Source organism: Collinsella sp. (genome assembly GCF_052346665.1).
GTDB lineage: Bacteria > Actinomycetota > Coriobacteriia > Coriobacteriales > Coriobacteriaceae > Collinsella.
In genome coordinates, this window is the sequence record NZ_DAWDUX010000029.1 from 1 (window position 1) to 2,836 (window position 2,836).

5 protein-coding genes and 1 pseudogene are annotated in these 2,836 nt (G+C 58.7%); all 6 read right to left on the reverse strand.

Translation table 11 applies throughout. The features are described from left to right. A partial coding sequence (locus ACT8II_RS06430) for a phosphate acyltransferase PlsX (RefSeq protein ID WP_443813397.1) occupies positions 1-660 on the reverse strand: 660 nt, incomplete at its 3' end. Between the two features lie 75 nt (positions 661-735). Next, a complete protein-coding gene (gene rpmF / locus ACT8II_RS06435; RefSeq protein ID WP_039910269.1) occupies positions 736-915 on the reverse strand; it encodes a 50S ribosomal protein L32 in 180 nt (59 codons plus the stop codon). Positions 916-1,017: 102 nt separating this feature from the next. Continuing rightward, a complete protein-coding gene (locus tag ACT8II_RS06440; protein ID WP_302741735.1) occupies positions 1,018-1,569 on the reverse strand; it encodes a YceD family protein in 552 nt (183 codons plus the stop codon). A 1-nt stretch (position 1,570) separates the two neighbouring features. Then, positions 1,571-2,071, reverse strand: coding sequence for an ATPase (locus ACT8II_RS06445; RefSeq protein WP_294123392.1), 501 nt, complete (start codon positions 2,069-2,071; stop codon positions 1,571-1,573). Positions 2,072-2,149: 78 nt separating this feature from the next. Further along, the gene (gene coaD, locus ACT8II_RS06450; RefSeq protein WP_118653801.1) at positions 2,150-2,647 is read right to left on the reverse strand and encodes a pantetheine-phosphate adenylyltransferase; all 498 of its coding nucleotides are present in this window, start codon (positions 2,645-2,647) and stop codon (positions 2,150-2,152) included. Positions 2,648-2,654: 7 nt separating this feature from the next. Then, positions 2,655-2,836 (reverse strand): annotated as a pseudogene (locus ACT8II_RS06455) (16S rRNA (guanine(966)-N(2))-methyltransferase RsmD); the annotation flags it as partial.

Sequence of the window (2,836 nt, forward strand, 5' to 3'; positions counted from 1 at the left end):
GTCAGTCCCCTCGCAGTTGCCCGCGAAGCCTTCGACGTTCTCGGCCATAAGGGGAAAACACGACTGCGTGAACGCGCTCCCTTTATGATCCTCGGTACCGTTGGAAAGGAGACCCACGCGCGGCCCATCGATACCCAACACACAGGACGCATACGCTGCGCCCATTTGAGCGAAACGAACGACATCCATGGGCTCAACATCAGGATTTGCCCCCATATCGCACAAGACGGTAAGGCCGCCGGCTCGATTGGGCAAGGCGTTGGTAAGGCAGGGTCGAATCGCCGAGCGCCTACCATCGAGCTCAACCTTAAAAGGGGTGACGTATGCCGTGCCGGCAGCAGTGACGGCACCCGTCGATCCTGCGGAGAAAAAGCCGTCCGCCTGCCCCTTTTTCACCGCACGACAACCAAGAACGATTGAGGACCTACGACGAGTCATGACTGCCTGTATGGGGTCATCCTCCATGGTGATGACCTCCGGCGCGACGAGAGCCTCCGCTCGATCATGCGCAGAGCAGAACCCCGCAACAACCTCCTCGGGACCCGCAACGAGCACGTCGAGGTCCGCATCGGCCTCGAGCGCGGCCTCGATGCCGGCAAGCACAACCTCGGGCTTCTCGTCGCCTCCAACGGCATCAACACACACGCGAACCTTATCCATGTTGTTCCCCCCGATAGAGAAATGGCCGACTCTAGGAGCCGGCCATAATGAACTCAACGTAACCGCCAGTCGAGTTTACTCGACGACGATGACCTCGCGGTCCTTATAGAAACCGCAGTTGCCGCAGACATGATGCGGGAGCTTCACAGCACCGCAACGAGGGCAGGTGGACTGGGAAGCAGCGTTGATCTTCATGTTCGTCGAACGACGAGAGTGCGTCTTGGCGCGACCCTTTTTTTGCTTAGGTACTGGCATGTTGACCTTCCTTACAACTCATAACTGGCGGCGATTACGCGCAAGCAACGATAATAACAGAATTCACCGAGTTACACAAAACATCAAAAAACGAATAGGTGACTAATCGAGCTTGAGATTCTTTAAGGCAGCGAAGGGATTCTCGTCCGATGCAACCCAGGCTTCTTGAGCGGCATCCGCGCAGCCACAGTCGCCCTCGTTCAGGTTTGCACCGCACGTGGGACACAGCCCTCGGCAATCCTCGCGGCACAAGACGACGAACGGCGTATCCATGACCACGGCATCAAAGATGGCATCGCCAAGATCGACGACTCGATCGGATCCGATGAGCTCAAAGCCATCTTCATAGCTGTCGGGATCCTCGGGCTCCTCGAACAGGTAGTATTCCTCGATCTCACCGGCGACCTCAAAGGATGCGGGCTCGAGACAGCGATCGCACGCGCCCGTCACCTCAGCTCGCACCATGCCAGTGACCAGGATACCGTCGCCCGCGTTCGTGAACACAACGTCAAACGACGCGCCATGCGGCAAGGCAAGGTCCTTGTCTCCCACCGAATAACTAGCGGCGTCGATATGACCGGCAAACGAATAGGACTCACCGGGATTCTCGAGCTTGTCCGACAAATCGACCATGACCGAACCAAGGCAGCTCATGTTACCAGCCCTGGTTCTGGTTCTGGGCAGCGCTGTCGTTTAGCTGCTGGCGGCAACGGGCGACCGTACCGGTGAGGGACTTAAGATTCTCCTCAAGGTGCGTGAACACCTGCTCAGCGTAATCTTCCGCAGCATAGCGGGTCTCGCGCTCGTACTGGTTGGCACGATCGCGGATGTCGTCCGCCTGCTGCTGGGCCAAACGCACAATCTCCTGCTCAGAGGCGATGGTGAGCGCCTGCTGCTGCGCATCGGCGATGATGGAATCAGCCTGAGCGGCGGCACTGGCGAGCAACTCCTCGCGCTCTTTAAGGATGCGACGGGATTTCTGCCACTCCTCGGGATAGCTCATGCGAATCTCATCGAGGATGTTGAAGAAGACATCGGTCTCGATAATCTTTTGCTGGGCGCCCTTGCCGAACGGAGGACGCGCTTCCTCGATGATGCCCTCGAGCTCATCGACAAGGCTCTCGATGCGCTCACCCGGGAGGTTCTCGACCGGCATGAAGGGCTCCTTTCTGCTGTTTCACTCTAACGCGTTATGGTACCACATATGCACGTTTCAACTATTGCGGCAGGTAGTTTATGAAAAACGCCCTTTCAGCGCACTGGCGACGCAGGGAGGAACGAACTCCGATACGTCCCCGCCAAACGAAGCGATCTGGCGCACGACCGAACTCGAAAGATAACCGTATTCAGGAGAGCTCATCACGAAAATGGACTCGAGGTCGGAATCGAGACGGTAATTGAGATCCGCCTGCTGCAGCTCATACTCGAAGTCGGTCATGGCACGCAGGCCCTTGACCACGGCACCGGCACCCACTTGAGCCGCGAAATCGACCAGGAGGCCCGTGAACGGCAGGACGTCCACGCCCTCGAGACCCTGCAAGGCGGTTCGCGCGAGCTCCACGCGTTCTGCAAGGGTGAAGGTGGTCCCCACCCCATTCTTGCCCAGGCTTTCGGCGACGGCGACCGTCACCTTGGGGCAGATCCTCAGGGCACGCCGCACGACATCGATGTGCCCGTACGTTATGGGGTCGAAGGTGCCGGGCACCAGCACGTGATGGATTGTGTTGGTCATGGGTTCCTCACTGGTATCTCAAGAGGTCGATACAGGTCTGGCCGTAACGCTTTTCCCGAAGAGTGTCGAAGCCCTCGAGGACAAGCGCAGGAGTGGACGAGATCCTTTCAAAGAGCGCGATCGCCCCGTGTGCCAGCAAGCCACGGGAGGCGAGCGCGCTCACGAGGTTCTCCGCTGGGCTCGTGCCCA

What these genes read in the sequence shown, in the direction of transcription:
- rpmF (WP_039910269.1), bottom strand. Translation starts at nt 915, where the DNA reads ATGCCAGTACCTAAGCAAAAAAAGGGTCGCGCCAAGACGCACTCTCGT.
- ACT8II_RS06440 (WP_302741735.1), bottom strand. Translation starts at nt 1,569, where the DNA reads ATGAGCTGCCTTGGTTCGGTCATGGTCGATTTGTCGGACAAGCTCGAG.
- ACT8II_RS06445 (WP_294123392.1), bottom strand. Translation starts at nt 2,071, where the DNA reads ATGCCGGTCGAGAACCTCCCGGGTGAGCGCATCGAGAGCCTTGTCGAT.
- coaD (WP_118653801.1), bottom strand. Translation starts at nt 2,647, where the DNA reads ATGACCAACACAATCCATCACGTGCTGGTGCCCGGCACCTTCGACCCC.